Origin of the sequence: Methanobacterium bryantii, from assembly GCF_002287175.1 — an archaeon.
GTDB lineage: Archaea > Methanobacteriota > Methanobacteria > Methanobacteriales > Methanobacteriaceae > Methanobacterium_D > Methanobacterium_D bryantii.
The window spans coordinates 123,864-150,265 of sequence record NZ_LMVM01000023.1; the positions used below are offsets into that span (position 1 = coordinate 123,864).

At 34.1% G+C, this 26,402-nt stretch carries 29 protein-coding genes; 16 read left to right on the forward strand and 13 right to left on the reverse strand.

The window, feature by feature from the left end; genetic code table 11:
* Positions 1–517: 517 nt before the first annotated feature.
* The 7 genes from ASJ80_RS09155 (at position 518) to ASJ80_RS09185 (ending at position 7,027) form a co-directional block, all read left to right on the forward strand.
* On the forward strand, positions 518–1,744 hold the full coding sequence (locus ASJ80_RS09155) for an ammonium transporter (protein WP_069584424.1): 1,227 nt from the start codon (positions 518–520) through the stop codon (positions 1,742–1,744).
* 69 nt (positions 1,745–1,813) lie between these two features.
* Positions 1,814–2,152: a P-II family nitrogen regulator gene (locus ASJ80_RS09160; RefSeq protein WP_069584425.1), complete on the forward strand. Its 339-nt coding sequence runs from the start codon at positions 1,814–1,816 to the stop codon at positions 2,150–2,152.
* A 712-nt stretch (positions 2,153–2,864) separates the two neighbouring features.
* Positions 2,865–4,088, forward strand: a complete 1,224-nt coding sequence (locus ASJ80_RS09165; RefSeq protein WP_069584426.1) for an ammonium transporter — start codon at positions 2,865–2,867, stop codon at positions 4,086–4,088.
* Between the two features lie 19 nt (positions 4,089–4,107).
* Complete coding sequence (locus tag ASJ80_RS09170; RefSeq protein WP_069584427.1) at positions 4,108–4,446, forward strand: P-II family nitrogen regulator; 339 nt, start codon at positions 4,108–4,110, stop codon at positions 4,444–4,446.
* Positions 4,447–4,630: 184 nt separating this feature from the next.
* Positions 4,631–5,323 carry an MBL fold metallo-hydrolase gene (locus ASJ80_RS09175; RefSeq protein ID WP_069584428.1) on the forward strand — a complete coding sequence of 231 codons (693 nt, stop codon included), beginning with the start codon at positions 4,631–4,633 and terminating at the stop codon, positions 5,321–5,323.
* Between the two features lie 209 nt (positions 5,324–5,532).
* On the forward strand, positions 5,533–6,003 hold the full coding sequence (locus ASJ80_RS09180) for a GTPase (protein WP_069584429.1): 471 nt from the start codon (positions 5,533–5,535) through the stop codon (positions 6,001–6,003).
* A gap of 52 nt (positions 6,004–6,055) precedes the next feature.
* The gene (locus tag ASJ80_RS09185) at positions 6,056–7,027 is read left to right on the forward strand and encodes a P-II family nitrogen regulator (protein ID WP_069584430.1); all 972 of its coding nucleotides are present in this window, start codon (positions 6,056–6,058) and stop codon (positions 7,025–7,027) included.
* Between the two features lie 60 nt (positions 7,028–7,087).
* Here the strand turns inward: ASJ80_RS09185 and pdxS are convergent, their stop codons facing one another.
* Complete coding sequence (gene pdxS, locus ASJ80_RS09190) at positions 7,088–7,969, reverse strand: pyridoxal 5'-phosphate synthase lyase subunit PdxS (RefSeq protein WP_069584431.1); 882 nt, start codon at positions 7,967–7,969, stop codon at positions 7,088–7,090.
* 783 nt (positions 7,970–8,752) lie between these two features.
* Between pdxS and ASJ80_RS09195 the strand changes: the two genes are divergently transcribed.
* Positions 8,753–9,043 carry a PRC-barrel domain-containing protein gene (locus tag ASJ80_RS09195; protein WP_069584432.1) on the forward strand — a complete coding sequence of 97 codons (291 nt, stop codon included), beginning with the start codon at positions 8,753–8,755 and terminating at the stop codon, positions 9,041–9,043.
* 474 nt (positions 9,044–9,517) lie between these two features.
* Here the strand turns inward: ASJ80_RS09195 and ASJ80_RS09200 are convergent, their stop codons facing one another.
* The 12 genes from ASJ80_RS09200 to ASJ80_RS09255 form a co-directional block, all read right to left on the reverse strand.
* On the reverse strand, positions 9,518–10,651 hold the full coding sequence (locus ASJ80_RS09200; RefSeq protein WP_083241008.1) for a tetratricopeptide repeat protein: 1,134 nt from the start codon (positions 10,649–10,651) through the stop codon (positions 9,518–9,520).
* 488 nt (positions 10,652–11,139) lie between these two features.
* The gene (locus ASJ80_RS09205; protein ID WP_069584433.1) at positions 11,140–11,832 is read right to left on the reverse strand and encodes an anaerobic ribonucleoside-triphosphate reductase activating protein; all 693 of its coding nucleotides are present in this window, start codon (positions 11,830–11,832) and stop codon (positions 11,140–11,142) included.
* A 28-nt stretch (positions 11,833–11,860) separates the two neighbouring features.
* On the reverse strand, positions 11,861–12,961 hold the full coding sequence (gene hisC, locus ASJ80_RS09210; RefSeq protein WP_069584434.1) for a histidinol-phosphate transaminase: 1,101 nt from the start codon (positions 12,959–12,961) through the stop codon (positions 11,861–11,863).
* An 89-nt stretch (positions 12,962–13,050) separates the two neighbouring features.
* Entirely contained in the window at positions 13,051–13,524 is a 474-nt protein-coding gene (locus ASJ80_RS09215; RefSeq protein WP_069584435.1) for a gamma carbonic anhydrase family protein, read from the reverse strand.
* 169 nt (positions 13,525–13,693) lie between these two features.
* Positions 13,694–14,968 carry a bifunctional sugar-1-phosphate nucleotidylyltransferase/acetyltransferase gene (gene glmU, locus ASJ80_RS09220; RefSeq protein WP_069584436.1) on the reverse strand — a complete coding sequence of 425 codons (1,275 nt, stop codon included), beginning with the start codon at positions 14,966–14,968 and terminating at the stop codon, positions 13,694–13,696.
* Positions 14,965–16,320 carry a phosphoglucosamine mutase gene (gene glmM / locus ASJ80_RS09225; protein WP_069584437.1) on the reverse strand — a complete coding sequence of 452 codons (1,356 nt, stop codon included), beginning with the start codon at positions 16,318–16,320 and terminating at the stop codon, positions 14,965–14,967. Before glmM ends, glmU begins: the two co-directional genes overlap by 4 nt.
* A gap of 22 nt (positions 16,321–16,342) precedes the next feature.
* Positions 16,343–17,578, reverse strand: a complete 1,236-nt coding sequence (locus ASJ80_RS09230; RefSeq protein WP_069584438.1) for a 2,3-bisphosphoglycerate-independent phosphoglycerate mutase — start codon at positions 17,576–17,578, stop codon at positions 16,343–16,345.
* Between the two features lie 39 nt (positions 17,579–17,617).
* Positions 17,618–18,286 (reverse strand): TIGR00297 family protein, encoded by a 669-nt coding sequence (locus tag ASJ80_RS09235; RefSeq protein WP_048080277.1) that lies wholly within the window; start codon positions 18,284–18,286, stop codon positions 17,618–17,620.
* A 32-nt stretch (positions 18,287–18,318) separates the two neighbouring features.
* Positions 18,319–18,906 (reverse strand): 30S ribosomal protein S3ae, encoded by a 588-nt coding sequence (locus tag ASJ80_RS09240; protein ID WP_069584439.1) that lies wholly within the window; start codon positions 18,904–18,906, stop codon positions 18,319–18,321.
* Between the two features lie 347 nt (positions 18,907–19,253).
* Entirely contained in the window at positions 19,254–19,583 is a 330-nt protein-coding gene (locus ASJ80_RS09245) for a NifB/NifX family molybdenum-iron cluster-binding protein (RefSeq protein WP_069584440.1), read from the reverse strand.
* 39 nt (positions 19,584–19,622) lie between these two features.
* Positions 19,623–20,567 (reverse strand): patatin-like phospholipase family protein, encoded by a 945-nt coding sequence (locus ASJ80_RS09250; protein WP_069584441.1) that lies wholly within the window; start codon positions 20,565–20,567, stop codon positions 19,623–19,625.
* A 144-nt stretch (positions 20,568–20,711) separates the two neighbouring features.
* Entirely contained in the window at positions 20,712–21,281 is a 570-nt protein-coding gene (locus ASJ80_RS09255; protein ID WP_069584442.1) for a flavodoxin family protein, read from the reverse strand.
* A 321-nt stretch (positions 21,282–21,602) separates the two neighbouring features.
* On the opposite strand from ASJ80_RS09255, the gene ASJ80_RS09260 reads away from it, so the two are divergent.
* The 8 genes from ASJ80_RS09260 to ASJ80_RS09295 all read left to right on the forward strand — a co-directional run bounded on the left by ASJ80_RS09260 (position 21,603) and on the right by ASJ80_RS09295 (position 26,396).
* A complete protein-coding gene (locus tag ASJ80_RS09260) occupies positions 21,603–22,061 on the forward strand; it encodes a MarR family winged helix-turn-helix transcriptional regulator (protein ID WP_069584443.1) in 459 nt (152 codons plus the stop codon).
* A gap of 70 nt (positions 22,062–22,131) precedes the next feature.
* Positions 22,132–23,517, forward strand: a complete 1,386-nt coding sequence (locus ASJ80_RS09265; protein WP_069584444.1) for an MFS transporter — start codon at positions 22,132–22,134, stop codon at positions 23,515–23,517.
* Between the two features lie 247 nt (positions 23,518–23,764).
* Complete coding sequence (locus ASJ80_RS09270; protein ID WP_048080284.1) at positions 23,765–24,223, forward strand: hypothetical protein; 459 nt, start codon at positions 23,765–23,767, stop codon at positions 24,221–24,223.
* A gap of 10 nt (positions 24,224–24,233) precedes the next feature.
* On the forward strand, positions 24,234–24,677 hold the full coding sequence (locus ASJ80_RS09275; protein WP_069584445.1) for a DUF2178 domain-containing protein: 444 nt from the start codon (positions 24,234–24,236) through the stop codon (positions 24,675–24,677).
* A gap of 23 nt (positions 24,678–24,700) precedes the next feature.
* Positions 24,701–25,078: a DUF2178 domain-containing protein gene (locus ASJ80_RS09280; protein WP_069584446.1), complete on the forward strand. Its 378-nt coding sequence runs from the start codon at positions 24,701–24,703 to the stop codon at positions 25,076–25,078.
* 5 nt (positions 25,079–25,083) lie between these two features.
* A complete protein-coding gene (locus tag ASJ80_RS09285) occupies positions 25,084–25,281 on the forward strand; it encodes a helix-turn-helix transcriptional regulator (RefSeq protein WP_048080287.1) in 198 nt (65 codons plus the stop codon).
* Positions 25,282–25,310: 29 nt separating this feature from the next.
* Positions 25,311–25,643: a hypothetical protein gene (locus ASJ80_RS09290; RefSeq protein WP_069584447.1), complete on the forward strand. Its 333-nt coding sequence runs from the start codon at positions 25,311–25,313 to the stop codon at positions 25,641–25,643.
* Positions 25,644–25,715: 72 nt separating this feature from the next.
* Positions 25,716–26,396 carry a CPBP family intramembrane glutamic endopeptidase gene (locus ASJ80_RS09295; RefSeq protein WP_069584448.1) on the forward strand — a complete coding sequence of 227 codons (681 nt, stop codon included), beginning with the start codon at positions 25,716–25,718 and terminating at the stop codon, positions 26,394–26,396.
* Positions 26,397–26,402 lie beyond the last annotated feature (6 nt).

Genomic DNA, 26,402 nt, shown 5'->3' on the forward strand with positions numbered 1-26,402 from the left:
ATCTTAGATTTCGATGCTCTCAAACACTCCGTGTTTGGAGCCACGAAACTACGTTTCGTATGGCACCGAAAATCGTAGATTTTCGAGTGCTATGCATTTTTCTATGTTTGCGAATTTTCAATTCGCAACCGTAAAAATCGCAGATTTTTACATGCCGGAGGAAACTTGTTTCCTCGGCAACTTGCCTGCTTCGTATTTGAGGGTTCTTTTTTTACTTATTTTTTTATAACATACTAACTTCTTTGAAATTTACAGTTAATCTAAATCTACATACATTTTATAAACTTATTATAATACCTATTCACTGCTTAAAAGCTATTTTTGAGATATCTGATCAACTATCACCACAAAAGATATATATGATGCTGTAAGACTCTTAATATCGGAAATCGGTTTCCTACACCCCCCTTCCGTCGGAATACGGAAACACTGTTCCGGTGAATGAAATGTATAAATTTCAAATTCAATGTATTTTACATCTATAAAATCAGAATAGAATAATTGGAGGAAAAATTGTATGATTCTTGATAGTGGTGATACAGCGTGGATGTTAATATCCACTGCACTCGTAATTCTAATGACGATTCCTGGTGTAGCCCTATTCTACGGAGGTTTAATCAGGAAAGAAAATGTTTTAAACACTATGCTACTTTCTTTTGTTACCTTTGCAATAGTAAGCGTTCTATGGTTTATTTACGGTTACGATCTAACATTTGGTGCGGATATGTGGGGAGTAATAGGCAGCATTACAAACCCGGTATTCAATGGCGTACTTGAATCAAAATCTCTTGCAACTTTAGCCCCTACTATACCCACAGGCCTTTATGCAATATTCCAAATGACATTTGCAGCTATTACAGTAGCACTTATATCCGGTGCTGTAGTTGAAAGAATGAAATTTTCAGCATGGCTTGCATTTGTACCAGTATGGCTTACACTTGTTTATGTGCCTGTAGCTCACTGGATGTGGGGAGGCGGGTTCCTTGCACAGATGGGTGCTCTTGACTTTGCAGGAGGTATAGTTGTACACTTAACCAGCGGTATAGCTGCTCTTGCACTTGTTCTTGTCCTTGGGGCAAGAAAAGATATAAGATTACTTCCTCATCACTTAGGATATTCCGTAATGGGGGCTGGACTACTTTGGTTTGGTTGGTTCGGATTTAACGCAGGATCAGCATTATCTGCAGGGAACTTAGCAGTTTCTGCCATGATTGTAACCAATACCTCTGCTGCAGTAGGTATGATTGCATGGATGCTTATGGATAAATTAAAAACAGGAAAACCTACTTTACTTGGCGCATTATCAGGTGCAATTGCAGGACTCGCATCTATAACACCTGCAGCAGGATATGTAAATGTTACAGCAGCAATAATAATCGGTTTCTTTGCATCAATATTTGCATACAATGCAGTATCCTGGTTAAAACCACGCCTTGGTTACGACGATGCTTTAGACGTATTTGGTATTCATGGAATATGCGGTATCACTGGTGCCGTTGCAATTGGTATATTCGCAAATCCTCTTATAAACAGCGTTACCACCGGAGGTATTCTCTTTGGAAATTTCAATTTACTAGGAGTCCAACTTTTAGCTGTTGCAGTTGTTGCAGTTTATTCATTTGTACTCACTGTTGTTATTGCTAAAATAATCGACAAAATCATCGGACTTAGAGTTACAGATGAACATGAGGTACAGGGTCTTGATGTTAACCTTCATGAGGAATCCGGCTACAGATTATCTTAGGTACATATAAATGGGCAAATACCTAAATAATGGAAATATACTGGAAATAGAAGTAGTGAGTTGTGAAAAATGAAAAAGATACTAGCCATCATAAGACCTGATAAACTGGAAGCTGTGAAAAATGCTCTTGAGAAGATTGGATGCCATGGGATGACTGTAAGAGACGTAAAAGGCCGCGGTCGACAGCTTGGAGTTACAGAAAACTACAGAGGTCGGGATTACAGAATAGACATTCTCCCAAAGACTGAAATTGAAATAGTCACTCGAGAAACAGACGTTGAAGGTATAGTCCAGGCCATAATAGAAACAGCTAAAACTGGAGATATTGGAGACGGAAAAATATTCATATCATCAGTTGAAGAGGTTATAAGAATCAGAACTGGAGAAAGAGGAGACAAAGCAATTTAACTTGCTCAATCCCGATTTGATCTCAAACACACTTAGTGTTTGAGTATTTTTTATTTTTGTATTTAAATTCATTATTTTTTTTAAACTATTTAATAACTTTCTGAATTAATTAAAGAAAATTCTCGCTTTAATATAGTAATTACTTAATTTCTAGAAACATTTATATATTTTAAAATTTAATAGTAAACCGGAAGCATGTTTCCTTATTCCGGTATGAAAGAAAAGGAAATAAAATAAGGTAACAGCCCACGTAATTTAGAATTAAAAGGAAAATAGTAATTTAAAACAAACTTGTCATGATATAATACACATTATAACCCACATATCGTGTAAATTAGATTATTATAACAAAAAAATCACTAATCTATTTAATTTAGGAAAAAAGTAGGCATTTAAACCATATTTTTCTAAGTCAAATTGGTTAATTTGTATTAAAAAAACGATGATTAATCATGACAGTCGAAACTTTTATATGTGATTAAGTAGTAAGTTTTACTATCGGAAGGAGGTTTCCGACATCCGAATGTAGACTTAACATAGGATGGGGGTGTGAAATTATAAAACGCATATCTGGTGCAAAAATTGATTGAACTTAAATTAAAAGAAAGGGCTTTTAAATATCAAAAAAGCGATTATATACATTACATTTAAAAAAAAAACTCTCAACTTGCAATTTAATACAAAATAAACAACAATATGGAGGAAAAAATATATGGTTCTTGATAGTGGAGATACAGCATGGATGCTCGTATCCACAGCTTTGGTAATGCTCATGACCGTTCCAGGTGTAGCATTATTTTATGGTGGTATGTCTAAACGAGAAAACGTTTTAAATACCATATTTATGTCACTTATAGCTTTTGCAATTACAAGCGTAATATGGATTTTATACGCATTCCCACTCGCATTTAATGCAAGTGTGGATCCTTGGGGATTAATTGGTGCTCCAGCAAATCTCCTGTTCAGTGGAATAGGCGTAGATGACCTTGCAGCACTTGCACCAACCATACCTACCACAGTTTACGCAGCGTTCCAGATGACATTTGCAGCTATTACAGTAGCACTTATATCTGGTGCTGTCGTTGGAAGAATGAAAGCATCCTCATGGATAGTCTTCTCAGTAATATGGGTATCATTAATATACGTCCCAATTGCCCACTGGGTATGGGGTGGAGGATTCCTTGCACAGCTAGGTGCTCTTGACTTTGCAGGAGGTACAGTTGTACACATAAATTCAGGGGTTGCTGGTTTAGCATTAGCACTTCTCCTCGGAAAAAGAAAAGACATCGCATTACTACCTCACCACCTAGGTTACTCCGTAATTGGTGCCGCACTTCTCTGGTTCGGCTGGTTCGGATTCAACGCAGGTTCAGCATTAACAGCAGGCGGTCTGGCAGGATCTGCATTCCTCGCAACCAACACTGCTACTGCAGCAGCAATGATCTCATGGGTAGCAATAGACATAATAAAAACAGGAAAACCAACCATTCTCGGCGCTATATCTGGTGCCGTAGCTGGTTTAGTAGCTATAACTCCGGCAGCAGGTTTCGTAACTGTGGACGCAGCAATAATTATAGGACTTATAACTTCAGTATTCTCATACTTCGCAGTATCCTGGTTAAAACCACGTCTCGGTTACGACGATGCTTTAGACGTATTTGGTATACACGGTATTTCCGGTACATGGGGAGCTATTGCAACAGGATTGTTCGCAGCACCATTCGTAAATTCCCTAGGAACTGGTGTTTTCTACGGAAATCCAGGACAGTTACTTACCCAGATAATAGCCATAGTCATAGTCGCAGCCTACTCATTCATAGGTACCTTAATCATAGGTAAATTAATAGACATAACTATGGGCCTAAGAGTAGACGAAAAAACAGAAATCGAAGGCCTTGATACCAACTTACACGAAGAATCTGGTTACAGGATTTAAATAAAGTGGATGTGATTAAATGAAAGAAATAATTGCAATAATAAGACCAGAAAAATTAGAAAAAGTAAAAGCTGCACTTGAAGCAATTGAATGCCACGGGTTAACAGTTGTAGACGTGAAAGGTCGCGGAAGACAGCTTGGTGTTACAGAAAGCTACAGAGGCAGCGACTACAGGATAGATCTCCTGCCAAAAACAAGGCTTGAAATTATCGTAAAAGATGAAGAAGTGGATGAAGTTGTTGACACCCTGGTTAAAACAGCACAAACTGGAGACATTGGAGATGGGAAAATCTTTATATCCCCAGTTGAAGAAGTTGTAAGGATCAGGACTGGAGAAAGGGGAGAAAAAGCCGTTTAAATATTTAAACGGTTTAAAACCCTAACTTTTACCCCCTTCTATATTTTTTAAATTTTTTTTATTTATCTTAAAACTACAAATAAACCATTAATTTTATAAACACGTGCCCAATATTTTAAAAAGAGTAATTAGAGCGGTAAAAGGTAGCCAAATAAAGATTTAATCAATCCTTGGCGGAATTTATATGTACGAGGAAATAATACCCAATCTGTACATGATTAAGACAGGCAAACCTAGTTGCACGTCCTATCTGATTTTAGGAACTAAACTAAACATTTTGATTGATTCTGGTATAAATCAAAATTATGGAATCCTAAAGAAAGATTTAAAAGAGATAGGGACTAACATAAGAGATTTAAATCTGGTTATAAATACCCATGAACACGTGGATCACTTTGGAGCTAACAGGTACCTCCAGAACAAAGTACCAATTATAACCCACCGCTATGCAGCCACCAAAATTATATCAGCAGACGATGAAGTGCTGCTTTGCCGCGCTTATGGGCATAACCCTAAAGGATATCACGTACATTTCTGGTTAGAAAACATGAATGTGATAGATATGGGAGATTGGTTTTTAAAAATATTTCATACTCCAGGGCATACCTCAGGATCTATATGTATTTATGAACCACGTAAAAAAATCTTAATATCAGGAGACACAGTATTTGCCCAAGGTACCATCTCAGATATATCTAGCTCCGGAAGCTATGGGGAATATATCAACTCACTGGCCAGATTAAATACCATGAAAATTGATTTGTTGTTACCAGGACATGGTGCCATATCTAAAAATGTAGAAAAAGACATTAAAAAAGCTATAGATAACGCTAAAATGAAACATGAAGAATTTCTAAAGAAAAAACATACCTTTTAAAAAATATTTGACATTATAATCCATTTTTTTAGGTTATTGATTGTTTTATTTTGCTTTTATTTTTTTATTTAAAATTTACATGGTTCATATTACTCTAGATTTGAAATAACATTAGATTTTTGAGTTTTTCAAAATGTTTATATACCAAAACAAGTATAGTTTTAACTACCGGAAGCAGGATTCCTTGATCCGGTATGGAAGTGAACTTTATGGAAGCAAAAAAAATTATAGTTTTGGGAGATTCAGATTCAGGAAAAACTACAGCATTAGAATACATATGTGAAAATTTAACAAAAACTACAGCATTAGACTATGGAAAAGCATTGATAAATGACAAAATGGCATACTTCTTCTGTTCTCCAGGAAATAAACGATTTGCATTTATGCAAGACGTAATATCAAAGAATCTGGATGGAGCCATTATATTTATAGATAATACAATAGGTATCACAAAAAATAATATGAAATTGATTCGATTCATTGAAGAAAAAAGAGTTCCTTATGTTATATTTGCAAATAAGCAGGATATAAATAATAAACCATTAGATATAAACGGCAATGCACCAATTATTCCAACAAACGCCATAACAGGGCAGGGAATCAAAAATGGCTTAGAAAGGTTATTTAAATTAATGAGTAGTGAACGTATGAAATTTAAGCAAATTGCAGTTGCCGCATAATCGTCCCTAAAAACTCAATACAATTATAAATACTAAATTACAGGTGATTTTAATGATAAAAATCCTGATTTTAGGAGCTTCAGGTTCTGGAAAAACCACTGCTTTGAAGCACATAAACAACCATGAAAATGTATCTATTTCATCATTTGACTATGGAAAAGCAACTATTGGTGAAGATACAACTTATCTTTTTAGTTCTCCAGGTATAGAAGGATTTAAATTTATAAATGACATAGTATCCTCCGATATTGATGGAGTTATAATATTTATAGACAATTCAATAGGTACTACTGAAACAGATGAAGAAATAGTCAACTTTGTAAGTAACAAACAAATTCCTTATGTTATATTTGCAAATAAGCAGGATTTAGACAATTCTAATTTAAAGATTAATTCTGATGCAATGGTTATACCTGCAATTGCAATAGAAGGAATCGGGATTAATGACGGCCTGAAAATGCTGCTTAAATTAGTAGAAAATACTGTAAAGCAGGATGCAACCCCCAAAAAAGAATACAGTAATATAGCTAAATCAACAAGCGACGAAAATATAAAACCCCAAAGAGAATTCAAAGATATAATCAAAGATATTAAATCCGCACACCAAAAGGATCCACAGAAACCAGATTTTAAAGCGCTGGTTAAAAAAATTAAACCATCACGTAATAATGACGTTGAAAAAACGGAAATTTGCAAATTAAAATTAATAATGCATCCAATAGAACTGGATAATGTAAAAAAAGCATTAGAAGACTTTGGATTTTCTAATATAACCCTAACTAAAATTGGTCACCTTAACAGTGAGTCCACATCCAAAGAAACATATAGGGCCAGCAGATATGATATAAACATCCCCCAAAGAGTACAGCTCAGCATGGTAATGAAAAGGGAAGATGTTAAATATGTAATTCAAGCCATAGAACCTATTAAAACAGAAGATATCATGGATGAAATGTTTATATCTCCTGTAGAAAACGTGATAAGAATTAGAACTGAAGAAAACGGCGAAGAAGCAATTGAATAGTATTTAAATTTTAACTGAATTTGAATAAATTAATTTAAAAAAATAAAATGGTAAAATTATTTACCATCCTCTTGACTGAAGCCTCTCTTCTTCTGGAATTTGGCTTATTTCAAGACCAGGCATAGCTTTTCCAAGCCCTCTTGAAACTTTAGCTATGATTTCAGCGTCTTCATAATTGGCTGTTGCTTCAGTAACTGCTTTTGCGACTAATTCTGGATTTTCTGATTTAAATATTCCAGATCCAACAAAAACACCGTCTGCTCCAAGCTGCATCATAAGTGCAGCATCTGCAGGTGTTGCAACACCACCAGCTGCGAAGTTTACAACTGGTAATTTTCCAAGTTCAGCTGTCTGTTTTACAAGCTCGTATGGAGCTTCAAGTTCTCTTGCAATTCCCCACAGTTCTTCTTCGGTTTTATTTCTGATTTCCCTTATGGTTCCCTGTATCACTCTCATGTGTCTTACAGCTTCAACCACATTACCAGTGCCTGCTTCACCTTTTGTTCTTATCATGGCCGCCCCTTCATCTATTCTTCTTAGTGCTTCGCCAAGGTTTCTTGCCCCGCAGACAAAAGGAATTGTAAATTTCTTTTTATCAACATGATATTTTTCATCGGCAGGTGTTAGAACTTCACTTTCGTCAATCATATCGACACCAAGGGATTCTAATACCTGTGCTTCAACAAAGTGGCCGATTCTAACTTTTGCCATAACTGGTATTGAAACTGCGTCCATTATCTCAATAACCTTTGAAGGATCTGCCATCCTGGCGACTCCGCCTGCAGCCCTTATATCAGCTGGGACTTTTTCTAGAGCCATTACTGCTACTGCACCTGCATTTTCTGCGATTTCAGCCTGTTCAGCGTTGATGACGTCCATTATGACTCCGCCTTTGGTCATTTTTGCAAATCCTTTCTTTAAAACTTCTGTTCCATGTAACATCGAATTTTCCTCCAAATGATTTTGTTAAATTAAATTTTTTCCTAAATGCAAGATTTAAAAAGCATTATTACTTAAAAACATTGTTTAGGTTAACATTATATAACAATTGTTATATTATAAATCTTTTTATAGATTATTTATTAATTTGATTTCAAAGATTAAATAGTTTAACTGAATCATTTTTTGGATACTTTAAAATTATAAGTGTACATGATCTGAATATTAATCCAGTTTAAATCTTTAGGAATTAAAGTTCTCAGTTGCAACTATAAACTGGGCCCCCATCTTGATTTTATGATAAAAAAATTTCTAAACAGAATGAAGTCATAACTGCACATAACTGCTAGTGAAACAATTTTTTCGAATTTTATATGTCTATTTTTGACATAATATATTGATGGTTAGTACTACAAATTTCTTGCAATGACTGCATTAAACAGTTAGTTCGTTATAGTTCAGTTTAACGAAGTATCTAAGCACACAATTTTCAAAATTTAATAAAATAAAATAAATTTAAAATTACCAAAAATCACTCACCAGAGATACATGTAGCCAGTAATTTACTTTAATTTTTTCAATTTTTATAATAATTATAAATTTCGTCAGGTAAAAACTACATAAACTAGCATTTTTTTATTTTGCAGATTAACAGATCAATTTCAATGTTAGCCCATCATTAATAGTTAGACTTATTTGATATTGCCGTAAACTTAAAGTATTACTAATTATAATATAATTAATATATTGAATTAATTGATTTATATATAAAAAAGGAGATAAGAAATGAAAATAGCAGATGAATTAAAGGGTAAAGAAGTTATAGATGCAGCTGGAAATAAAATAGGCGAAATAAGTGATGCAGAATGGAACCCTCAAACCAACAGGGTTGAATCACTAATTGTTACAGAAGGAGGGGCTTCTGCTAAACTGGGAATGGGCAAAAAAATAGAAATACCCTACAGCGAAATTAAAACCATAGGCGAAAAAGTGCTCTTAAACGGTACAAGTAAATCTGAAAGTGTAGAAGAACCTCCAAGCATAGAAGAGATCAGAAGAAGGGAAGAAGAAATATAAAATTTCCTACTAACCATATATTCTTTTACAAATTACATACCTAAACTCAAAAGAAGAGATAAATATCCTCTTTACTTATTTTTACACTCTTCCCCTTTATTTTTATAAATTGTATTCCTTTCCATTACTAGAAAAATACAAACAATATAACTAATTTATGGGCATATTATCTTTGCGAGTTAAAATTTTAAACTTAACAAAATAAAACTATTCTATGTGGCTACTAACGTTTCATTTATCTAAGCTCAAAGAGATTTTTAATTTAATCAGATTAACCTTTCATTTAAATGATCAAACAGGGTTAACTATATAAAAAAATAGTCTAACTTGATAGTAAACAATATTATAGAATATACCTCAATTTCCAGTTAGAAAATAGCGAAATATTATTGGAAATAAAAATTATTAAAATTTAATAAGTCTTGGTCTAAGTTTTAGAAAGTACAATTTGTAATTTATATATTTAAATAAAATTTAGTAATTTTCTAAACATTCATCCTTTAAAACACGGGCATCCTCATTTGCAGGATTTATAAGTATGGCCCGGTTAAAACACTCTGCTGCTTTTTCAAACTCATCAAGCTCCATAAGGGCCACACCTTTATTGCTCCAGATAATATCATTTTTAGAATCTAGATTTAACGCTTCGTCGTAACAATTTAAAGCTTCATCAAACCTTCCAAGCTCTAAAAGGGCATTACCTTTACGATTCCATGTTGATGCATCAGGTGCTTCTTCAAAGCATAACTCCAATGCTTTATCATAAGATGTAAGCGCTTCTTCAGTCCTTTCTAATTCTGTCAAAATATTTCCCTTTGCATTCCATACATCAGGATTTTCAGGCTCTATTTCTAGAATCTTATCATAACACTTTAAAGCATCTTCAAATCTTCCAAGCATCTCTAAAATAAAGCCTCTCCAGTACAACACAGCAGAATTAGCTTTATTTATCTTTAAAGCCTTTGTATTGCACTTTAATGCTTCTTCAGGCTTATTTGAATTTAAAAGTGCTATTGCCTTGTTGTTCCAGATGAACTCATTCTCAGGATCATTTGCTAATGCCTTATCATAGTTTTTGATGGCTTCATCGAACTTACCTAAACGTGACAGATTGTCCCCCCTCTTATTTAAGAGATAAACATCATCAGGGTCGTGTCTTAAAGCTGCAGTATAACACATTACAGAATCATTGAATCTTCCAGAATCAAACAATATATCTGCTCTTTTGGTTATCAAAGCTTTTTCATCTATTTTTTCGCCTTCCCATTTATCAACCGGATACTTCTTAAACCTTATTACCTGGAACAGTGAATCATCATCAGTATCATCAGGATACATCTTTCTAAATTCTGCTTCCAGCTCTGCAGCATTCTCAAAACCCTCTTCTCTTGCAAGATTATCATCTTCAATGATATCTTTAAACTCCATAATCTCTACGCCAGTTACTTCAGCTTCAAATAGCTTTTTACGCTCTTTAGATACGAGATTCCAGTAGCAGTGAAGACGATCCCCTGGAGAAAGTGGTTTTTTCCATAGTTTCCTTATTGTGGTAGTTTTTTTACCTGTTATAAGTTCTAGATGACTGCTTCCAAATAATAATATAGGCATATACAACCTCCGTCTAAAAATAGGCACTAATCCTTTTGTTAGTTGATATTTGAAAATCTCTCAAAAATCTCCGATTTTTGTAAGCTTCGATTTTTTATGTTTGCGGAGTAAAGCATGCAAATCTCATATTTGCTGCAAAAAACTTCGTTTTTCTGCCCCGAAAACAAGTTTTCGAGGGCTATCACAATCTTTGATTGTGATGCACCAAACACTGCGTGTTTGAGTGCTCCAAAAATAGAAAATTTTTGAAAGCTCCGCAACTGCAAAAACCTTTCAAAAACCTTTGGTTTTTGAATGCACAAAAAACATAATGTTTGCAAGCTTTGATTTTCAACGGGAAAAATCATGGATTTTTCCATGTTATAGTAAGATTAATTAATAATTCGTTTAGTCCATTAGTTTGTTATCTCAATACTACTAAATAATATTGAACTACACCATCTAAAAGCTCCAGTACAATAAAAGATCAGCAACCAAATAATAGTTAATTAATTTATAAATTCATTTCCAAATTCTGCTGTTTTTATTTTCACTCTTTTTAAGAATGGTTTTACAGCCGCACCAATTTCTTTAAGTTCATCCCTTGAAGGAATAGGAGTGCCCTGTAGTTTTTTATCTAATACTCTTTTATCTCTGAATTGTTGAATTGTATATATATCCGTTGTTATACTTTTTGCAATTTCAATTATGTCTTGAGGATCCATTAAGAAAGGTACGTAAGTTGTCCTGCATTCAAGATATATTCCACTGCAAATTTCCATACTTTCTTTAACTTTATCCCCTATATCTGATCCTATAATCTCTTCGTACTTATCAAAAGGAGCCTTAATATCTAAAGCTACATAATTCAATAGATCTATAAGTTCAGAAAGTTTATCAGGAAAACATCCATTTGTATCCAGTTTAGTTTCTAATCCATGGTTTTTACAGTATTTCAAGATTTCTTTCACATCATCATACTGTATAAGAGCTTCCCCTCCAGTTATTACAACGCTGTCTATAAAATCAATGGAACTTTCAATTTTTTCAATGATTTCATCAAGTTCTACTGATTTTCCATTGTCTATGAGTTCAGGATTATGGCAATATGGACACTTTAAGATACAACCTCCTGAAAAAATAACAAGGGACATTTTTCCAGGAAATTCCAGGGAGGATACAATCATATCTCCTATCATCATTTAAATTCCAACCCCCAATATCAATTGATTACCCAATTAAATCTTCAAGTATTTCAATAAACCGGGCATCTTCTTCCATTTTTCCGACACTTACCCTTACCCAGTACTCATCCAGCCCTTTAAACGAAGCACAGTCTCTTACAATGACTCCCCTTTTTAAGAGCTCTTCTGCAAATTCGCTGGAGTTCATTCCAATTTCTTTAACACCTACAAGCAAATAATTTGATTTTGAAGGGTAAACCTCAAGTTTATCAAATTTAGACATGTTTTCATATAAGAATTCTCTGCTTTGAATTCCAATTTCTATGGATTTTTGTATGTACTCCATATCATCCAGTACTGCTGATGCTGCCTCATAGGAAAGCTTTGTAAGGCTGAATACTGGTTTTACCCTGTGCATGTATTCGATAAATTCCGGATTTGAGATTGCATAACCTATCCTCATTCCAGAAAGTCCAAAGACCTTAGAGAATGTCCGGAGCAGGAGTAAATTATCATAATCTTTTATTAGATCAACATTGTTAACTTCTGAAAACTCAAAATATGCTTCATCTGCAACCACAAGGGCATCTGTACTTTCAAGTACTCTTTTAATATCCTCTTTATCTATTAATGTCCCTGAAGGGTTATTTGGAGTGCATAAAAAGATTATTTTTGTTTTTTCAGATAAAGCAGCTATTATTGAATCCACATCAAGTTCGTTTTTTTCCATATCCCATTTGGCATATACTGGAACTCCGCCGTGAATTTTTAAAGTAAACTCGTAGTACATATATGAAGGTAGAGGGACTATAAATTCATCGCCGGGTTCTATTAATGTTTTCCCGAGTACATCTAGAATTTCATCTGCCCCATCTCCACCTATTATTATATTAGAACTGTCGACTCCCGAGTATAAAGCTAATTTCTCCTTTAAGGGTTCTAAATTTGTTTCAGGATACTGGCTTATTAAATGGAGACTATTTTTTATTGCTGCTATAGCTTTTTTAGACGGGCCAAGTGGATTCTCGTTTGATCCAAGTTTTATGATTGTTTCAGGATCGATATTATATTTTTGTGCTATTTCGGGGATTGATTTTCCCGGAACGTAAGGGTCAAGTTTTTTTACAGTTTCTTTTACTTTAACCATAGTGATCACCAGTTACTGTATTTGTATATAGTTTAAACATCCTTATATAGTTTAAACATCCTGCGATTCAATAACCGCTTTATAATCAATTATTCATTTTTTGCCAGTTGCGCGTACCTTACAGCATGATCCTTAATGCCTTCTATTTCTTCATCTGTAAGCTTTCGGACCGCTCTTGCAGGAGCACCGATAATTAAACTTCCTTCTTCAAATTCTTTTCCTTCTGTAACTAATGCTCCTGCCCCAACAATACAGTTTTTCATGATTTTTGCACCATTTAAAACAGTGGCATTCATTCCAATCAGGCAGTTATCTTCAATTTTACACCCGTGTAAAACTGCAGCATGCCCTACAGTCACATAATCTCCTAATTCAACCGGATAATTCTTTGATGAATGTACGACGCAATTGTCCTGAACATTAGAATATTTCCCAATAGTTATAGCTTCTATATCTCCTCTTAAAACAGCATTATACCATATTGAAGATTCTGCATCGATTTTAACATTTCCAATTATTTTTGAACCTTCAAATGTTTTAACACTTTTATTTACAGTGCTCATTTGGTTCACCTACTTAAAAGTTAGTTACTTTACGGCAATTCCATTTTAAACATGTTTAAACATGCAAAAACCATAGGTTTTTGTGTTTAAATAATCGAGAAATTATTTAAACATAGTTAAATCCAATTTTGATAAATTTATTTGCGTTATTCCATGATAAATGATAAATCTAATTATCATATTTTATAATCTTATATTCCTGTTTTACTAAAACAAGTGTATTTGAAGGTATATCTTCATAAATTATAGTACCAGAACCTACTGCTGAATTTATACCTACTTTAACTCCAGGATTGAAACTGGAATTTATACCTGTTTTAACGTTATCTCCAAACACTGCACCAAGTTTTCTCACACCACAGTCAAATTTTTCGCCTTTAATTTTCATCTTGATATTTTTATTATCAAAACGCAGGTTTGCAATGTTTGTACCTGCAGCAACATTACAGTTAGCTCCAATTACTGAATCACCAACATATGAAAGATGATTAACGTTAGTACCATCCATTATAATTGAATTTTTAATTTCAACTGCATTTCCAACATTTACATTGTTTCCAAGATAGGTATATTTCCTCAAATAAGAATTAGGCCCAATATCACAGCCTTCTCCAATAAAAACAGGCCCTAAAATGTAAGTTCCAGACCTAATGATACTGTTTTTTCCGAGAACTACTTTGCCGTGGATTGTAACTCCTTCTTCAATTTCACCCTGGATATCTTCTTCCATTTCACTTATGAAATGTTCATTAACATTTAGAAGTTCCCAGGGTCTTCCAACATCGATCCATTTATTATTAGATTTAAGCCCTCTTACTATCTTATTTTCGCCCATCTGAATTTTAAGGGAATCTGTTATCTCATATTCTCCTCTTTCAGACTTTTCTGTCCTGTCTATTGCATCAAAAATTGTTTTATCAAAAAGGTATATCCCTGCATTTATAAGGTTACTTGGAGCCTCTCCAGGAGCTGGTTTTTCAATAATATTTTTAATTATGTCATTTTCTATTTCTACAACTCCAAATGAAGATGGATCTTCAACTTCAGTAAGCATGAGAATTGATGAAGCTTCCTCTGACTTATATTTTGATATTAAATCTACAATAAGCTTGGGATCAACTATTATATCCCCATTTAGAACTATAAATTCATCATTAATCATATTGCGGGCAGAATTTATGGCATGTGCGGTTCCGAGTCTTTTTTCCTGAGTGATGTAATCAATGTTAACTCCAAATGAAGAACCATCTTCAAAATAATCTTCAATTGCCTCTTTTTTATAGCCTACAACCATTATTATATCTTTAATACCCGCATCTCTCAGCGCTTCTAAATTATACTGAAGTATTGGTTTTCCCCCAACCTGCAGCATTGTTTTTGGTCTTGTTAATGTTAACGGGCGCATCCTTGTGCCTTCACCTGCTGTAAGCAATACTCCCTTCATAATATTCCCTCTATAAATTCTCTGGATTTATTTCTAATTGATTGAGCTATTTCTACAGTTCTACCCTCTAAAGTAATCCTTATGTAAGATTCGGTACCCGAAGGCCTTATTAGGACCCAGCTCCCATCTTTCATGGAAATTCTAACTCCATCTATGAAATTGACATCATTTACATCTTCAAAATAATCTGGAAGTTCCTCTTTGACTTTTTCCATTATCAGTGTCTTTTGAATGTTTTCACATTCTATTTTATCCCTCACCGTTGGATAACTGGGTATTTCATTTAAAAGTTTAGAAAGAGGACCATATTTTTCCACAATTTCTATAACCTTAAGTGCAGAAAGTATTCCATCAGGACACATGCAGAAATCTGGATGGAGCCATGTACCCGAAGGTTCACCACCAAATGAAGCATTGCATTCTACTATTGCCTCTGCAACATGAACATCTCCCACTTTAGTACGTACTACTTCACCGCCGGATTCTTTCATACATTTATCCACACAGAATGACGCGTCAACAGTTGTAACTATTTTTCCACCAATTTTACTTGATACAAGGGCTAAAAGCTTATCAAAATCCGCCATCTTTCCTTCATCATCAATTGCAACCATCCTATCTGCATCACCGTCGTGTGCAATTCCAAGATCCGCTCCGGTAGCTTTAACAACTTTCATAAGTTCAGAAAGATTTGCCTCTGAGGGTTCTGGCATTCTACCCGGGAAAAATCCATCAGGTTGGCTGTTTAAAGTTAAAACTTCACAACCTGCCTTTCTAAGAACAATTGGAGATACAAAAGAACCCGCCCCATTTGCACAATCGACAACGACTTTAAGGCCTCCTTTAATATCTACATTGTTCAGTAAATCATCCATGTACCCTGAGATAATGCTGCTGTTATCTTTAATATCCCCTATATGTTCCCATGAAACTTTAGAGAAACTCTTCTCATGGACTATTTTTTCTATTGTTCTTTCCTGATCCTGGGTGTAAGCCATACCTTTTGGATTCCATAGTTTTATTCCGTTGTACTGGGAAGGATTATGAGATGCAGTTATCATGATTCCTATATCTGCATTGAGTTTCATTGCTGCATATCCAACCAACGGCGTTGGGACCATTCCAAGCCGAATTACGTCGCAGCCGCATTGTAATATCCCTGCGATGATTGCATTTTCAACCATCTTATTTGAAGTCCGTGTATCATACCCTATAACAGCTTTGCGCCCTTTTCCGCCAACATATGTTGCTGCTGCCATCCCGACATCTGTTATCAAATTTAAAGTGATTTCACTGCCTATTTTACCTCTGATACCTGATGTACCAAATAGTCTTGGAATCATATCTGTCATATAATACACCGTTTTTACTTAATTAGGCTCCAAATTTTTCAGACTTGTTCATGAAATCCATCAATATATTCATGATATCTGATCCTCTTATTCTGCATAATCCACCATATGCTGCTGCCCTTTCATTAAAACTGTTAACATTATCTACTTTAACTTCAGGTCCCTTTATGATAATAGGAACAGGATCTCCTGTGTGATCCATTACAGAAATTGGAGTTGAATGATCTGCAGTTAAAATGAAATAAAGATCATCTATTTTCATTACTTCCTCAATTACAGCGTCTACTTTTTCGATGAATTTCACCTTTTCTTCCATCTGCCCGTCGTGACCTGCTTCATCTGCGCCGTCTATATTAATTAATATAAATTCATAATCATCATTCTTTGCTGCTTCAACAATACTTGCAGTCATATTTTCAAGGTTGGTATCAATTCCGCCGGTAGCCCCTTCAACATCGATTAAATCCATACCAGTTATTTTTCCAATTCCTTTAATAAGCCCTGTTTCTGCTATGCATGCAGCTTTTACTCCATATTTTTCTCCAAATGGAACAATATGAGGAACTGCACCTACTCCTCGAGGTAAAACCACATTTGCAGGGTTTTCTCCGTCATTTATTCTTTTAAGATTTACAGGGTGATCTTTTAAAAGATCATATGAAGTTTTAACGAATTTATTTAATATTGCTGCTGTTTTTGCTGCTTCAGGAGAATCATCTAAAGGAACAACTTCTTTAGGAGGTTTTCCTTCATGTTTTGGATCGGCATCGGATACTTTATCAGATAATCCTGCTCCCCTAAGTACAAGTACAGCTCGGTGTCCTGTAGATTCTTTAAATATTATTTCTATATCTTCAAATCCTTCTAATTTTAAAGAATTTATAGATCCCGCAATTTCTTCTGTACCTTTTCTTATTCTCCCAGCTCTCCTATCTACAATAATACCATTTTCATCCTGGGTTGAAAAGTTACATCTAAAAGCTATATCTCCAGCTATAACATCTAGCCCTATTCCTGCTGCTTCAAATGGCCCCCTGCCAGTGTAAACTTCATAAGGGTCATACCCCAATATTGAAATGTGAGAAGTATCACTCCCTGCCCTTATGCCCGGGCTTATCGGATCCATGATACCATTTATGCCTATTTCGGCTAATTTATCCATATTTGGAGTGTTTGCAACTTCAAGTGGAGTTTTATATCCAAGATCTTTTATAGGACGATCTCCCATCCCGTCTATTATCATTATAATTCCTTTCACACTATCACCCAACTATGTAAACATTGTGCGTTATACCTATTAAACTATAAGAATTCCTAAAATTGCCCCTGATACAGTAGCTAAAAGATTAACATGTTCATTTGTAAGATAGTTCCTTGATTCAAGTACGGCTCCCAGAATACTGTCTACAAAACATCCGAAAGTACCGGATATAACTGCTATTTTAAGTGCGGTGAAAGGATCTGCAGATATTCCTAAAAGATATGCAATAATACCTATAATTCCTGCACCTATAATTCCTGCCGCAGTCCCCAGCGGAGAGATTCCCCCATCTGTTCCAGGCGGGACTTTTTTAAAAGTAGTTATAAGCCTAGGATGCTTATCTACAACTCCTATTTCACTTGCAAGTGTATCGGAAGTTGCAACTGCAATGGAACCTATAAAACCAGCATAATTTCCAAATGCCGCCATAACAAAAGGAACTATTCCATTAGAAATTACATTTTTTACGCTTCTTGTCCCTTCATAAATACCCATTTCCTTCTTGTATTCATGTTTATATTTGGTAAATATCAGGCCAAGAATCAGAAAAGCAAAAATTAAAAGAAGCCAGTTAACTCCAGCAGTAAAAATAATAATTATACCCATGATAATCATGAAAATGGATCCTAAAAGATCGAGGGCTCCTTTAAGGTATATTAAAAGCCCTACGATTACGAGTAAGATCACATATTCTAAATATATCATTTATCTCCCAGATATTGTCAGTAACTAAATAATTATGCTGGTTCTTCAGCTACTTGAGTTTTAATTATTTCAACTCGTTTTAAAGGATATATTTTCTTTGTTTCGTGGTATATACTGGATGCCATTTTTCCAGTTATTACCCCTTCTACAAATTCTGGGAAAGTTTTTCCATCCACTGCCTGTTGAATAAGGTTGCCCATAGTTTCCCTTATAAATTTCTGCTGGGATGCTTTTGCCCTTTTTACGGTTATTGCAATTATATGTACATTAACTTTGTAACCATCTTTTGTAGTTACTTCTGAAAGGCTATCTATTCTACTTGTTCCCCTTCTTATCATGCTTCTAACATAATCTGTTGTTACATGATGTCCAACAAACTTGGTGTTTGCTGTGTCTCCAGCCACATCGTTAATCTGGAAGTAAAGTTTAACGTATTGCTTGCTGAAATCACCAGTTAATTCTCTCATTGATGATTCAACTCTTCTTTTTAAGAGTATATCAGGATCTCGTGCAGGGGTGGTTCCTATTTCTGCCTCTCCAAAATCTTTAGGAGTCATAATTTTATACCATTGTTTTTCCTTCCACGTATCACGCACTCTTCGCCTTCTAGCTTTAGCCATATTATCACCTTTATAAATTTATTTAGAAAATACCGTCCCTAATAGACTTATAGAATAATTCCTTTGATTTATTAATAGATTATAAAAAAGGATTTCAATAAACTATTGGTAATAGATTAAATTAAAAATTCACTTAATATACAATCTCATTCCTAGTTTATAAATATATGGAAAATACATAGCGATTAAAACAGGGTTTTTATAGTAATTTTCCATTATTTTTAATTTTAAATTTATTTTTAAAAATCCGCCCAGGTTATACATTACTATTTAGCAGGGCTGCTATTTATACTTTAAAAAAAATCTTCGATTTTTTTTAAGGTTCGAAAATGTTGTCAAAATTTTATTTAAAATAAGGGTTTTTTCATGAAGTTATAATGCTTAACAAATCTTTCAAGAACATCTTCTATGCTCCCTTCATCTTCTACAAGCTGAATTCCAGCATTTTTAAGGCCAAATTTACCTTTTAAACCTGCTTGAACACATATAACAATTTCACAATCACTTATAGCAGCTAATGATTTTTGCCACTGGTGTTTTTCACCCTTTGTTTTAGGAGATTCTCTCTTTTCTATGAAATTCATATTTTTTTCATCAAATTCATAAATCATGAATCCCTGCGCTTTACCAAAATGATCCACATCTTTACCATTGGATGTTGCTACAGCTATTTTCATAATGATCACTTTTAATATATTTTAAAGTACCACTTTAAATTATTTATTAGATAGGTCTGCAAAATAATTTCTTACAGCTTTTCTTCCACTCTCAATTAATTCATCCATTTTCACAGGCGACATGTTAAAATCCAGCGCCCCTACGCCAACAGCGTCAATAAAAACAGTTCGGTCTATATTTTCCTGTTTGCTAAAAATAGTGTCGTAATGAATGTTTCTCATCATGCTGATCATGGCAGGGATATATTCCCATGCCCATTTAATTTTAGTAAATGGATGATTCATTACCCCTTCTTTTGTTGCAATGATAAAACCTAACGGATTAGAAACACTATCTAAAGGGTAATTATCGGTAGTTCCACCGTCTACAGCACAGGTACCATCTTTATATAAATCAACTGGTTTAAAAACTAGAGGAATACTCATACTGGCATGAACCGCATCTAATACTGGGAGATCAGGTGAATTGTTGTAATTATGAATCATAGTCTGTTTCCTGGAGATATCACAGCAAACTACATTTAATTCTATGCCTGTTTCTGCATATAAATCGTTGAAAGTGATATTTTCAGAGAAATCTTTACCAGTTATAAGACCTGATAAAAAATTTCGGGCCACCATCCCATCACAAAATGCACCCTTGCTCAGTAAACGCGCCACAAGACCTGCAAATTCTAATTTATGTGACTCATGGTTTTTCAATAACTCATTCATGTTTATACCTTTGCCACAATCAAGAAATTTTGAAAAATCTGTTTCTTTGATGATCTCAATTATTTCATCTGTTTCATATCGCAGCGCAAATACCAGAGCGATTATAGCACCTGCAGATGCCCCTGCAACTGTTTTAACCTGATTCAACACTCCAATTTTTTCAAGTTCGCCAAAAACACCCGCATAAGCCATTCCGATAGCACCGCCACCACTAAAAACAAGAGAATCAATTTCATGGACACTTTTCTTATCTTTATATTTTAAATTCATAAATATAAACTCCATTACAGTTAAAAATACAGTTCTAGCTTCAGATATGTTTGCTATTAACCATAACCTTTTAAAGAGAAATATATCTCAAACTATTAAAGCAGATCATAAGTTGAAAAAAATTAAATAGTATATTTAAAATAATTATTCGCTTATTTTTTTAATTAAATTAGCCACATTAGATCCAAATCGCCTAATAGTCTGCATTCCCTCATCATCATCCTGCACATCTCCAGGGGCATGGCCAAATACCATGTTCCAGTAAGTTGAGCCTGGAACAATCATATCATTGATAAAGAAAAACATCAGCATTTCCTGTATTGTTGCTGTATGTCCCCCTCTTCTTGCAACAGCTATTGGACCTCCCACTTTCCATGACAGAAAATTATCAGAAGCCATCGAAACCATTCCAATCCTTTGGAGTGCAGACATCACATCCCCACGGGCGGTTCCAAAATAAACTGGTGCCCCTACAATAAAACCATCTGATTCTCGAATTTTTGTTATAATATCATTTAATCCATCATTAATTGCACATTCGTTTAATTCTTTGCATCTTCCGCATGCAATGCATGATTTGATACTTTTTCCTACAAATGAAATTATTTCAACATCTAAACCCTCATCTTCTATTGCACTTGCACATTCTTCAAGTACTTGATATGTATTTCCACTTGGTCTTGGACTAGCACATAGTAAAAGAACTTTTTTCATTAAATTGTTCCTCCTAATACATCTATTCACTACTTTGTGGATTGGTCAATGGAGCTAATAAAGTTAAAGGTAACCCATCAGTAACCAATTCATTCTTTACTTGTTATTAGCCATTGCCCAATCGTTCCTATAATTCAAGATCATTGTATTATTTAATCTTTGATTTTTATATAAAAAAATTTTATCTCCCCAAATTTTATATGCAGCGCCATATAATATCGTAACACGATATATTTGAAGGCAAATAAGATGATTATGGATACATACTAATCTCACCAAATAGCCAAATATAACAATTAGAGCAACACATGAGGTATATAATTGAAAAAAGGAAATATAACCGAAATATTGAGATATTGGGAACACATAAATAAGTTAATACGGTTAAAACACCGCGAAACAGCTCAAAAATATGAGTTAACATTTGAACAGTTCCATTTGATGATAGAACTGGATCACCATGCTGAATTCAGGCTTGATACCTATCAATTACCACCAACAGTGGGAGAAATTGCAGCAGACATAGGAAATGCTCCCCATACATTATCTGAACGCATTAAAAGACTCGAAAAGAAAGGGATGGTTAAAAAGATAAAAGATGAAGAAGATTTACGGATAAATCGAGTTATGCTTACTGATAAAGGCCAGAACCTGATTGACCGCATAAAAAATGAATCAAACAATATCTTCATTTACAGTGCACTTGAGGAAATGGATGAAAAAACCTTAGGCAATTTATCAAATGGTTTAAAACAGTTGAATGAAAATTTACTCAAATAAAACCAATTAACTTAAAATTAAAGATTAAAATGAAATCTAATACAAAAAACATTTAACATGGAGATAAATCATGAACACAGAAAAATCTTGCAAGCAGACTACTAATATTGATAATAGAATACCTGCTCTGCTGGTGGCCACATTAGCTTCATTTTTTACACCTTTTATGGCATCTGCCGTCAATATTGCTCTTCCAGCAATTGGTTCTGAGTTTGCTGCAGATGCTATCATATTAAGCTGGATTCCAACAGCATATTTATTAGCATCTGCTGTTTTTGCAGTGCCTTTTGGAAGAATAGCCGACATACACGGTATGAAAAAGATATTTACATACGGTATAATCATTTTTACATCAGCAACCTTTTTATCAGGTGTAGCCCCCTCTGTAATTTCACTTATTGCATTCAGGGTTCTACAGGGGATCGGTTCTGCAATGATATTTGTTACAGGTTTAGCTATTATAACATCTGTATACCCTCCAAAAGAACGAGGAAAAGCAATAGGTATAAATATTGCGGCAGTTTACACAGGTTTATCAATGGGCCCTGTTCTAGGGGGAATATTAACACATTATCTCGGGTGGAGAAGCATATTCTATGTAATTATACCCTTAGGATTACTTGTAATTGCCCTTACCTCATTGAAAGTCAAAGGAGAATGGGCTGAATGTAAGGGAGAAAATTTCGATTATTTAGGGTCAATTATCTATGGTATCGCCATTATAATGTTGATGTATGGATTTTCAATAGTTCCCGAGACTTCAGGAATCATACTATTAATTTCCGGCATTATAGGAATTTTAGCGTTTGCAATGTTCGAATTAAGGGTTAAAAATCCTGTTTTTGAAGTAAGGCTCTTCAAAAATATAACCTTCGGATTTTCCAGCGCGGCAGCTTTAATTAATTACAGTGCCACATTTGCAGTTACATACCTTTTAAGCCTTTATCTGCAGTACATAAAAGGGTTTGATGCCCTATCTGCAGGACTAATCCTTGTAGCCCAGCCCGCAGTTATGGCAATCACCGCACCAGTAGCGGGAAGATTATCGGATAAATTCTCACCAGGAGCAATAGCATCGATAGGAATGGCAATTACGGCAGCCAGCCTTTACTTCCTGACATTCCTAGACAGCAATACTGGTCTTGAGTTCATCATAGTAGTTTTATTGATACTTGGATTTGGATTAGGATTGTTCTCATCACCAAACACCAATGCAATTATGGGATCAGTTCAAAAAAGATTTTACGGTATTGCATCAGCTACTGTAAGCACGATGCGTCTTATTGGGCAGATGCTCAGCATGGGAATAGCTTTGCTGATATTTTCAATAGTTATTGGAAATGTTCAGATACTGCCAAGCAGTTACCCTGCCCTGTTAGTCAGTATAAAAATTGTATTTACAATTTGTGCAGTTCTCTGCTTTATAGGCATATTCGCTTCACTGGCCAGGAAATAACTTTTGGCCAGTGCACTAAATTTTCAATTCTCATTTCTTATATTTTTATTTTAATTTGATTATTATCTCTTAAATCATGTTTAATGTTTTAATATTCTTATTTTATATAAAATACTGATATTTTAATGAAATATACTAATTTTAGCCATTAAAACACCAAATTTATTAGACCTACAGTCAATAACCATTGACATTTAGTAAAGTTTATATAACATTATGTAAAGTACTATTTACATGAGGAGATTTAATGGGGGACATTCTTAAAATAAATAAAAAAACATCATTTGTAATTTATATAGTTTTAGATACATTATTGGTTGGAATGGGAATGGGCGTACCATTTTTTTGTATATTATTTGGATTTCCAGCAGGATGGTATCTTTCAAAAAGTTTAAAACATCAAAAATTGCAGATCAATGACATTTCAAGCAGAATTTTAAAATATGCAACCCTCACATCTCTAGTTACGTTAGCATGGATGTTAATCATATGGGGGCCTATGATTACAATGCTGCAGAATCCATCTGCAAATTTTACAGATTTTGGAATTCCATTAATCCTTTATGACCCCAAGTTAAGCTTCATTGGATGGATTACCCTTATGATATTCATATCTCCATTTTTACAGCTGCTTATGACAGTTTTCGCTTCACACGTTGCTATATGGAGATTATTTAAAAAAAAACAAATGAGTAAAAATAACTAAAGGTGAAATCATGAATTCAAAGTCAGGAATAATCATGAAAATACTTTCAATTTTCGAATCAGGTTTATTTATAAAAATATTATCAGTTTTTATAACTGGGCTGTGGATTGCAGGCCTATTACTGGCAGATATTTACATTATTATACTGGCAGTTGTATTTTTAATTGCATTAAGTACCATTTTATATATCCATAGAGATAATTTGAAAGAAATATTCCAAAAAGATAGTAATGCTATTGTTGAAGATGAAAGAACCCAATTGATTAATGAAAAAGCCGCTACCATGACTTTAGGAGTCCTTATAGCGGTTATGATCTATGCAGGCATTGTAATTATTGCACTTAGAAACAACTATCCCCAATTTTTACAAGCAGGATATACTTTATTTTTAGCATCAATTTTATGTTTTATACTTTACTTTACATCAAGAGCATATTACACCCACAAATACTAAAATATTCATATAAAGGTGATATAATGGAAAATTACAAGATTGTAAGAATAATAATTACCATATTTGTTGCTATGATAGCAGGAATATCTGTTGAACTGGGAGAAATTATCCCCGCCATACTGGCCATTGTAATTGGTGCCATGGTATCCTATATCTACAAAAAAAATACCAATGAAACTTTGGAAGATGAAAGAATAATTAAAATAAGTGAAAAAGCCTCAAGAATGGCAATGGTACTCTTTTCCATTACAATAGCCATTATAGGATTGTTCTTTATTACCATGAGAAATCAGTACCCCAACTTTATCCAGGCAGGTTATACCCTTGCATATTCAGCTGTTGCGCTTTTAGGTTTATATTATGTCTTTTATGGATATTATAATAAAAAATACGGTTACTGATTCCTATGAAAAATAATCTGAAAGTATACCGGGCCATGAAGAACCTGACCCAGGAAGAACTTGCCAAAGAATTAGGCGTCACTAGACAGACCATAATTGCCATAGAAAAAGATAAATATGATCCTTCCTTAATCCTGGCGTTTAAAATGGCTAATTTCTTTAAAGCACAGATTGAAGACATATTCCTCTATCAAGAAGAATAGATAATAAAACTTATTGGAAAGTAATCCATATGGTTCAAAAAAACGCTCGCTGGAAAAGCTATTTTAAAACCAGGATGTATATTGCTTCATTTATCCTTGCCATGGTTGGATGGTTCATTTTGTTCGTTTATTTGTTCGGCCAGTTTTTTGAAAAGGAACTCATAATTTTAGAAGGGAGCATACAATCCCCTTTTTTTATATGGGGTCTCCGAATTCTCATCATTGCACTGGTTGTCCTTTTGATCAAAGAAAAAGGAAAAATTAAAAAATTATTCGAAAGTGTTAGGTGGGCAGTGTATACCACATATTTAATAGGCACTTTAGGCTGGTTAGCGTGGTTTTTAAGTTTATTTTCTAACTAAATTATTATAACTACAATTATGGTAACAAAGCATCGAGTATAAGTCAAATACATCCATTACCGGAGAATTTTTATGGAAACTTTAAAAAAATCACATGAATACAAACCATTTATAAAACTTTTAGGTAAAATAATAATCATACTAATCATCATACAACTTCTAAGGGCTTTTGTAATGGACAGCCTGTGGTATGTGATAAAACCCGGAGAAAATATAGTATTGTTCCAAATTTTAAATGGAATTTCGTTCCTTATTGTCGGAATATTACTTTTAGTATTGTTTAAGCCATCACTAAACGATTTGAGCCTGAATTTAGACGATGTTAGAAAAAGAACAAAAATAATTTACTTTGCAGGGATGATAGCGCTTCCAGTTTTCATAGTTTTACCTGTGGTTCTAGGAGCCGAGCTTGATATTATCCTGCTGAGTTTTATATTCGGACTTATTGTGCCTGCATTTGAAGAGCTTTTGTTTAGGGGATACCTTTGGAACAATATGCAGAATTCTCTTAAAGGGAAACATTCAGGATTAATTACATGGATTACCATTACTATTCTATTTGGATTATGGCATATTGGATACATAGATGTATTTCTAATCCATCCAAAAGAGTTTGCCCTGGTACCACTGTTAATAGGTAAGATAGAAGTTGGACTAATATTAGGGGCTGTTGTAGGTTTTATACGCCTTAAGACCAACAAAGTCTATGGATCTTTCTTATTCCATGGATTCTGGAATATTTTTGCACCTTAATAGATG

What these genes read in the sequence shown, in the direction of transcription:
- ASJ80_RS09295 (WP_069584448.1), top strand. Translation starts at nt 25,716, where the DNA reads ATGGAAACTTTAAAAAAATCACATGAATACAAACCATTTATAAAACTT.
- ASJ80_RS09160 (WP_069584425.1), top strand. Translation starts at nt 1,814, where the DNA reads ATGAAAAAGATACTAGCCATCATAAGACCTGATAAACTGGAAGCTGTG.
- ASJ80_RS09175 (WP_069584428.1), top strand. Translation starts at nt 4,631, where the DNA reads ATGTACGAGGAAATAATACCCAATCTGTACATGATTAAGACAGGCAAA.
- ASJ80_RS09235 (WP_048080277.1), bottom strand. Translation starts at nt 18,286, where the DNA reads ATGATATATTTAGAATATGTGATCTTACTCGTAATCGTAGGGCTTTTA.
- ASJ80_RS09250 (WP_069584441.1), bottom strand. Translation starts at nt 20,567, where the DNA reads ATGAATTTAAAATATAAAGATAAGAAAAGTGTCCATGAAATTGATTCT.
- ASJ80_RS09245 (WP_069584440.1), bottom strand. Translation starts at nt 19,583, where the DNA reads ATGAAAATAGCTGTAGCAACATCCAATGGTAAAGATGTGGATCATTTT.
- ASJ80_RS09200 (WP_083241008.1), bottom strand. Translation starts at nt 10,651, where the DNA reads ATGCCTATATTATTATTTGGAAGCAGTCATCTAGAACTTATAACAGGT.
- glmU (WP_069584436.1), bottom strand. Translation starts at nt 14,968, where the DNA reads ATGAAGGGAGTATTGCTTACAGCAGGTGAAGGCACAAGGATGCGCCCG.
- ASJ80_RS09270 (WP_048080284.1), top strand. Translation starts at nt 23,765, where the DNA reads ATGGGGGACATTCTTAAAATAAATAAAAAAACATCATTTGTAATTTAT.
- ASJ80_RS09280 (WP_069584446.1), top strand. Translation starts at nt 24,701, where the DNA reads ATGGAAAATTACAAGATTGTAAGAATAATAATTACCATATTTGTTGCT.
- ASJ80_RS09155 (WP_069584424.1), top strand. Translation starts at nt 518, where the DNA reads ATGATTCTTGATAGTGGTGATACAGCGTGGATGTTAATATCCACTGCA.
- hisC (WP_069584434.1), bottom strand. Translation starts at nt 12,961, where the DNA reads ATGGTTAAAGTAAAAGAAACTGTAAAAAAACTTGACCCTTACGTTCCG.
- ASJ80_RS09240 (WP_069584439.1), bottom strand. Translation starts at nt 18,906, where the DNA reads ATGGCTAAAGCTAGAAGGCGAAGAGTGCGTGATACGTGGAAGGAAAAA.
- ASJ80_RS09205 (WP_069584433.1), bottom strand. Translation starts at nt 11,832, where the DNA reads ATGATGATAGGAGATATGATTGTATCCTCCCTGGAATTTCCTGGAAAA.
- ASJ80_RS09170 (WP_069584427.1), top strand. Translation starts at nt 4,108, where the DNA reads ATGAAAGAAATAATTGCAATAATAAGACCAGAAAAATTAGAAAAAGTA.
- ASJ80_RS09215 (WP_069584435.1), bottom strand. Translation starts at nt 13,524, where the DNA reads ATGAGCACTGTAAATAAAAGTGTTAAAACATTTGAAGGTTCAAAAATA.
- ASJ80_RS09165 (WP_069584426.1), top strand. Translation starts at nt 2,865, where the DNA reads ATGGTTCTTGATAGTGGAGATACAGCATGGATGCTCGTATCCACAGCT.
- ASJ80_RS09285 (WP_048080287.1), top strand. Translation starts at nt 25,084, where the DNA reads ATGAAAAATAATCTGAAAGTATACCGGGCCATGAAGAACCTGACCCAG.
- ASJ80_RS09180 (WP_069584429.1), top strand. Translation starts at nt 5,533, where the DNA reads ATGGAAGCAAAAAAAATTATAGTTTTGGGAGATTCAGATTCAGGAAAA.
- pdxS (WP_069584431.1), bottom strand. Translation starts at nt 7,969, where the DNA reads ATGTTACATGGAACAGAAGTTTTAAAGAAAGGATTTGCAAAAATGACC.
- glmM (WP_069584437.1), bottom strand. Translation starts at nt 16,320, where the DNA reads ATGACAGATATGATTCCAAGACTATTTGGTACATCAGGTATCAGAGGT.
- ASJ80_RS09290 (WP_069584447.1), top strand. Translation starts at nt 25,311, where the DNA reads ATGGTTCAAAAAAACGCTCGCTGGAAAAGCTATTTTAAAACCAGGATG.
- ASJ80_RS09255 (WP_069584442.1), bottom strand. Translation starts at nt 21,281, where the DNA reads ATGAAAAAAGTTCTTTTACTATGTGCTAGTCCAAGACCAAGTGGAAAT.
- ASJ80_RS09265 (WP_069584444.1), top strand. Translation starts at nt 22,132, where the DNA reads ATGAACACAGAAAAATCTTGCAAGCAGACTACTAATATTGATAATAGA.
- ASJ80_RS09185 (WP_069584430.1), top strand. Translation starts at nt 6,056, where the DNA reads ATGATAAAAATCCTGATTTTAGGAGCTTCAGGTTCTGGAAAAACCACT.
- ASJ80_RS09195 (WP_069584432.1), top strand. Translation starts at nt 8,753, where the DNA reads ATGAAAATAGCAGATGAATTAAAGGGTAAAGAAGTTATAGATGCAGCT.
- ASJ80_RS09275 (WP_069584445.1), top strand. Translation starts at nt 24,234, where the DNA reads ATGAATTCAAAGTCAGGAATAATCATGAAAATACTTTCAATTTTCGAA.